Raw genomic sequence first — 6,510 nt, 5'->3', positions numbered from 1 at the left:
AGGCCATCCCCGGCGTGGGGCCCGTGCTGGGTGCGGTGTTCGTCGCCGAGATCGGCGACGTTCACCGCTTCCCCCGGCCGCAGCAGCTGTGCTCCTGGGCCGGCATGACCCCACGCCACCGCGAGTCTGACACCAAGGTGCACCGCGGCCGGATCACCAAGCAAGGCAACCATCTGCTCCGTTGGGCCGCGGTCGAGGCGGTGCAACGCCTGTCCGGCGGCGCGATCGGGCGCACCCGGGCCCGGATCGCCGAACGCCGCGGCGCGAACATCGCCAAGGTCGCCGCCGCCCGCAAGCTGCTCACCCTCGTCTACTACGCGCTGCGCGACGGACACCTCCGTTGCCTGGCCCGAGCGGCGTGAGCGTTCATCCGGCGCAGCCAGGTCGCGCGGTCGCCGCTGGTCTGACCCCCACCCATGGCGCGGTCGACGCATCTGATTGACCCCGACCTGGCTGCGGCCGTACCACTCCATGCCACCCGATGCCGGTGGCGAAGGGATGACCGGCAACCGGACCCCTCCGGTTCCGCCACACCGTCCACAACGGACGTTGGAGAACACGGCCACCACAACTGCACAGCCCCTCGTTCCCGGCGCGAGGACTCTGCGCCGATCGGAGCCGGCGTCAAGGCCCAGCCCGCTGCGCGGGTCGACCTCCCGGTCGAGCCTTGACCCCGACCCCTCACCGGCGTATGTCCGCACCGAGCCGGGAATGAGGAAGAACCGGTCACAACCCGGGTTGACACGGCCCCACTCCTTCAGGGATGACCAGCAATACCAGGGCGAAGCCGCCCGCGAGGAGTGCGGCGATGATCGCGCCACATACCAGCGCGGACCATTCGATCCACGCCAGCAGCCCGCCGGGCAGCCCGCGCCAGCGTCGCCGAAGCCGATCCCGCCCGGCGGAAGGGCGAGTAGCACCAGCAGTCCGCCGTACTCCAGCAGGCCGAGCGGGCCCGCAGCAGAGCTTGTCCATCCCTCAGCAGCAGGCTGGATGCGGCTGTCACCCCCCGATCCGCGGATAGCACGCCAGCGTGATCCGGTCCGGCAGCCGGTGTACGGCGACAGCGACGTCGACCACGGACAAGCCACGCCGACGCTGGCGGCGACCAGCACCACTATCAGCCGAAGGTCGGCGTGATACCGCCACGCGAGCGTCCCGAACAGCCGGCGGTGACGTGTTCGACTATCCCGTGCGGTGGCCCGATCCGTGCGGCACACCGAGACCAGCGGCTGTCCGGTCGAAGCCAGCTCACCGGCAGCCCTCGGAACGCACCAGCTTCGTTCCGCGGGAGGGGCAACTCGTGTCGACGGCACGTGAAAACTGACCCTGGCGTGGCATCCGGATTTTGACCCCCTGTCCGCTGACCCTGGCTCGTAGTCGAGCCGGGGAGGACGAAGGGTGTTATCCGTGGAGGACTGGGCTGAGATTCGAAGGTTGTATCGGTCGGAGGGGTTGCCGATCAAGGCGATCGCTCGGATGTTGGGTGTCTCGAGGAACACGGTTCGGGCGGCGATCGCCTCGGATGCGCTGCCGAGGTATGAGCGGCGACCGGCGGGGTCCATTGTGGACTCGGTGGAGCCGCGGATTCGTGAGCTGTTGCAGGCGTTTCCGACGATGCCGGCGACGGTGATCGCGGAGCGGATCGGCTGGACGCGGTCGATCCGCGTGTTGTCGGCTCGGGTGGCGGAGTTGCGGCCGGTGTATCTGCCGCCGGACCCGGCCTCGCGCACCGCGTATGTGGCCGGGGAGATCGCCCAGTGCGATTTGTGGTTCCCGCCGATCATGCTGTCGGTCGGGTTCGGGCAGACCCGCAAACCCACGCAGCTGCCGGTGTTGACCATGGTGTGCGGGTACTCGCGCTGGTTGTCGGCGGTGCTGATCCCGAGCCGTCACGCGGAGGATCTGTTCGCCGGCTGGTGGCAGCTGATCGCCGCGTTGGGGGCGGTGCCGCGGGTGTTGGTCTGGGACGGCGAGGGCGCGATCGGCCGGTGGCGCGGTGGCCGCAGCGAGCTCACCAAGGACTGTCAGGCGTTTCGTGGCACGCTCGGCGCGAAGGTCGTGATCTGCCGGCCGGCCGACCCGGAAGCCAAGGGCATGATCGAGCGGGCCCACGACTACCTGGAGCGCTCGTTTCTGCCCGGCCGGGCTTTCGCCTCGCCGGCGGCTTTCAACGCCCAGCTCGATGCGTGGCTGGCCACGGTGAACGCGCGGCCGAGGCGGGCGTTGGGGTGCGCCCCGACCGAGCGGATCACCGCCGATAAGACGGCGATGCTCGCGCTGCCGCCGGTCGCTCCGGCGACCGGATGGCGGGCCTCGAGCCGGCTGGCAAGGGATCACTACATCCGGCTGGACTCCAACGACTACTCGGTTCATCCGGCGGTGATCGGCCGCCGAGTCGAGGTCATCGCCGACCTTGCTCGGGTCGGAGCGCTCTGTGACGGCAAGCTCGTCGCCAACCACGAGCGGGTCTGGGCCGGGCATCAAACGATCTCCGGTCCCGAGCATGTGGAGGCGGCGAAAGTGTTGCGCCGCAAGCGGATCGGCATGCTGCGACCGGCACCCGAACCCGAGGTCGAAGTCCGCTGCCTAGACGACTACGACATCGCCCTCGGCCTCGACACCGCTGATGGTGGGGTGGCCTGATGGCGACCACGAAGACAGCGCCACGAGACCTGACCGCCGAGGTCGCCTACCTGACCCGGGCGCTCAAGGCGCCGACCCTGCGTGAGTCGGTGACTCGGCTGGCCGAGCGGGCCCGCGCCGAGTCCTGGACGCATGAGGAGTTCCTGGTTGCCTGCCTGCAACGCGAGGTCTCGACGTGTAGGGCGAGGATGGCCGCCGTCGCGACAACGGAGATCCGGTGCCGCCGCAGCGCCCGCCGCAGGAGCGCACGCACCGTGGCAGGTCGTGTCACAGAGGGAACGGTGAGGGTGCTCATCGGACACTCAGTCCCTCAGCCGAGGGTTGAACAGGGCGGCCAGCAGGTCCGCGCCGAGGTTGGCCAGAATGTACGTGCTGGCGAGGATCAGCGTGATCGCCTCGATCACCGGGGTGTCCAACAGCTGGATCGAGTCGACGAGCAGCCGACCGATGCCCGGGAAGTTGAAGATCCGCTCGACCAGCACGACGCCGCCGACCACGAACGCGACGTTCAGCACGGTCACCCGGATCGCCGGCCCCATCGCGTTCGGCACCGCGTGCCGAAACACGATCCGCCACGCGGGCAGGCCTTTGAGTCTCGCCATGCGCACGTACTCGGACTCCAGCACCGTGACCAGGCTGCTGTGCATCATCCGCACCGCGTACGCGGTCATCGCCAGGGTGAGGGTCAGCGCCGGCAGCGCGATCACGTGCAGCAACTCCGGCAGCGAGCCGGCGCGGGTGATATCCGCCAACGGCGGGAACCACGGCAGCATCACCGCGAAGGTGACCAGCAGCAGGATGCCCAGCACGAACTCGGGGATGGCGGTGGTGAGCACCACCGCGGCAGACAGCCAACCCACGAACCTGCGCTCCCGGAACACCGCCGTGATCACGCCCAGGGTCAACGCGAGCGGGACGTACAGCGCGATCGCGAACCCCGCCAGCAGCAGCGTGTTGCCCAGCCGGGGCAGCACGTACTCGGTGACCGGCCGATCCGCGACCAGCGACACCCCCCAGTCGCCGCGGACGAAGTCGCCCAGCCACCTCAGGTAGCGCTGCATGGCCGGCTCATCCAGGTGCAGCCGTTCACGTAGCGTCGCCGCCGTCTCGTCGGTGGCGGCCTGCCCGAGGATGCGGGTGGCCACATCGCCGGGCAGCAGCTCCACCATCCAGAAGATGCCGAACGAGGCGATCAGGATCGTGAACAGCGCCAGCAGGAGGCGTTGGGCGACGATACGAAGGACGTAGCGCACCGGTCAGCTCCGCACCTCGATCGCGGCGAAATTCTCGAAGAACGTGCCCGAGGGCCGCCATCCTGTGACATCGGCGCGGGTGGCGCTGATCGTGCTCCACATGTACGGCACCAGGTAACCGCCCTCGTCCACGACCTCCTGCTGCAACCGGCGGAAGATCGTCGCCCGCTCGGTCTGGTCCAGCGACCCCCGGGCCTGCGCGAACGCCTTCTCCCACCCCGGTCGCCGCCAATGGGTCTCATTCGAGTCCGACTCGGACAGGAACAGCAGCGCCAACATGCTCTCCGCCGGCCGGGCGATCCACTGGCTGACAAACATCGGCACCTTCAACCAGACGTCCTCCCAGTAGGCGTCGGCCGGGCTGACCTTGAGCTTCACATTGATCCCGGCGTCGGCGGCCATCGCCTTGTACGCGGTGGCGAAGTCCATGAACCCCGCCTGCACGTCGGACACGGCAAGCTCCACATCGAGGCCGTCCGGGTGGCCCGCGTCGGCGAGCAGCCGCTTGGCCTCCGCCACGTCGTGCGCCCGGGCCGGGCCCGGCAGGCCGTACTGCAGATCCGGCGAGATGGGGATGTCGTTGAGGACGCTGCCCTGCCCACCGGCCACCAGCCGCAGCATGCCCTTGCGGTTCAGCGCGTGCTTCAGCGCCAGCCGGACCCGGTTGTCCTCGAACGGGGCGACGTCGGTCTGCATGGCGATCAGCGGCATGTCGCCCTTGGGCTGCTTGACCACCCGGGTGTCTCCGGAGCGCAGCCGATCCAGCTCGGTCACCGGGACGTTCTCGATGATGTCGACCTGACCCCGCTCCAGCGCCGCCACCCGGGCCGCCGGTTCGGCGATCGACACCAGCTCGAACGTCTCCAGCTTCGGCAGCCCCGGCTCCCAGTACCGCTTGTTCTTCACGAACACGGATCGATCCTCGCCCGGCGTAAACTCCTTCAGCCGCAGCGCCCCGGTGCCCACCGCTGACCGGCGCAGGTCCGCGGCCGTCGCGCCGTCCGGCACGATGTAGCTCTGCTTGATGATCAACGACAGCGGCAGATCGCCGTTGGGCCGCCGCAGCCGGAACCGCACCGTGCGGTCGTCCACCACGTCGATCCCGTCCGGATCCAGATCGGCCAACAACGCCGCTCCCGGCGACGCGGTCTCCGGGTCCAGAACCCGCCGGAAGGAGTGGACCATGTCCTTCGCGGTCAGCTTCTGCCCGTCGTGGAACACCACGCCGCCGCGGAGCCGGAACCGCCACTCGGTTGCCTTCTCGTTGTGCTCCCAGGACTCGGCCAGCCACGGCACCGCCTTCAGCGACTCGTCGTAGCGGGTCAGCTGCTCATACACCGCGGTCATCAACCGACCGTCGTGCTGCGTGTTGCTCAACGCCGGATCGGCGATATCCGCCGTGGTGGCCTTGCCGCTCATCGCGAACCGCACCACCTTCACGCCCCCGCGCGCGGGCGGGGACTCCCGTCCGGTGCAGGCGCCAACGATCCCCGCCACGCCGACGGCCACGGCGCCAGTGCCCGCGATCCTGAGGAAGTCTCTCCGGTCGAGGTGCTGATCAGGCATGTCGATCAAGCCCATTCTGGTCACAGAGGGCCGATTGCTCGAGCCCTTCGGCGGGTCAAGGTGTTTCATCCCGTTCATCACCGGTTCGCAAGATGATGTGCGCTCTCAGGGCGCGGGTGCAGGCGTCGAGGTCGGCGGAGCGCAGAACCCTGAGCAGCGCCTCATGGCGATCGAGGACGTCGGCCCAGTCCTCCGCCCGCAGCGGGTAGTCCTCAAGCTCCGGCAACCAGATCAGCAGAGGGTGTCGCGCGTCAAGATTTCTGGCAGGGCTGTTAGGTCAGTCCTGAAGGAGAATCCACGAATGGGTAGACCCCCTGTGATCCCGGCTGAGAAGAAGACTCGGATCGTGCTGAGTGTGCTGGCCGGGGAGATGACGATCGCTGAGGCCGCTCGTCGCGAGAAGATCAGTGAGCAGTCGATCGGTCGGTGGAAGGCCGACTTCCTCGAAGCCGGCAAGACCGCTGTCGCGGCCGGCAGGTCCGGACCGTCGACCAGAGAGCAGCAACTCGAGGCCGAGGTCGCCGACCTGACCCAGGCATTGGGTGAGGCCGCGGTCGAGCTGCGAGTGTGGAAGAAGTCCGCGGAGGGCAGGCTGGGCCCTTCGAGGACCTCGAGGTGATCCGCATCGAGGCGGGCATGTCGACCGCGAGGTTCTGTCAGATGATCGACATGCCCGAGCGGACTTGGCGACGCTGGCAGGCCAAGGCACGTGCCGGCGGAGGGCCCATCGGACCGTGGCCGCAGCCCGCCCGGGAAGCCGCTCGGGAGCGGGTGCTCATGCACGCCACCGGCCACCCGGCGTGGGGTCACCGCAAGATCTGGGCGATGGTCCGCCACGACGGGCACGTGGTGTCTGAGGCCACCGTGCTGCGGCTGCTGCGCGAGGAAGGGCTGATCCTGCCTGCGGCCTATCAGCGGGAGCGGCGCAAGCTGGCCGAACGCAGGAAGGCAGCGTTCGCGAACGACCCAACCGGGCCGAACCAGGTCTGGCAGCTGGACTTCTCCGAGTTCGAGACCACCACCGGCGGGACCTGGCGGCTGGCCG

6 protein-coding genes are annotated in these 6,510 nt (G+C 69.0%); 4 read left to right on the top strand and 2 right to left on the bottom strand.

The window, feature by feature from the left end; genetic code table 11:
• Positions 1–362: transposase (locus tag ACRDSK_RS30600; RefSeq protein WP_431444870.1), on the top strand; the 362-nt coding region annotated here is incomplete at its 5' end.
• A 1,039-nt stretch (positions 363–1,401) separates the two neighbouring features.
• Complete coding sequence (gene istA / locus ACRDSK_RS30595) at positions 1,402–2,646, top strand: IS21 family transposase (RefSeq protein WP_431444869.1); 1,245 nt, start codon at positions 1,402–1,404, stop codon at positions 2,644–2,646.
• Positions 2,647–2,948: 302 nt separating this feature from the next.
• Here istA and ACRDSK_RS30590 read toward each other — a convergent pair whose 3' ends face one another.
• Together ACRDSK_RS30590 and ACRDSK_RS30585 are read right to left on the bottom strand one after the other, a co-directional pair.
• Complete coding sequence (locus ACRDSK_RS30590; RefSeq protein ID WP_431444868.1) at positions 2,949–3,899, bottom strand: ABC transporter permease; 951 nt, start codon at positions 3,897–3,899, stop codon at positions 2,949–2,951.
• A 3-nt stretch (positions 3,900–3,902) separates the two neighbouring features.
• Positions 3,903–5,465 (bottom strand): ABC transporter substrate-binding protein, encoded by a 1,563-nt coding sequence (locus tag ACRDSK_RS30585; protein ID WP_431444867.1) that lies wholly within the window; start codon positions 5,463–5,465, stop codon positions 3,903–3,905.
• On the opposite strand from ACRDSK_RS30585, the gene ACRDSK_RS30580 reads away from it, so the two are divergent.
• Both ACRDSK_RS30580 and ACRDSK_RS30575 read left to right on the top strand, forming a co-directional pair.
• A complete protein-coding gene (locus ACRDSK_RS30580; RefSeq protein ID WP_431444866.1) occupies positions 5,464–6,084 on the top strand; it encodes a transposase in 621 nt (206 codons plus the stop codon). The two genes, ACRDSK_RS30585 and ACRDSK_RS30580, sit on opposite strands and share 2 nt — an antisense overlap.
• On the top strand, positions 6,081–6,510 hold a 430-nt coding region (locus ACRDSK_RS30575; protein WP_431444865.1), incomplete at its 3' end, for an IS3 family transposase. The genes ACRDSK_RS30580 and ACRDSK_RS30575, both read left to right, overlap by 4 nt.

It is taken from the genome of Actinophytocola sp. (assembly GCF_050699915.1).
Lineage (GTDB): Bacteria > Actinomycetota > Actinomycetes > Mycobacteriales > Pseudonocardiaceae > Actinophytocola.
This window is presented reverse-complemented; position numbering and strand designations above follow the sequence as displayed.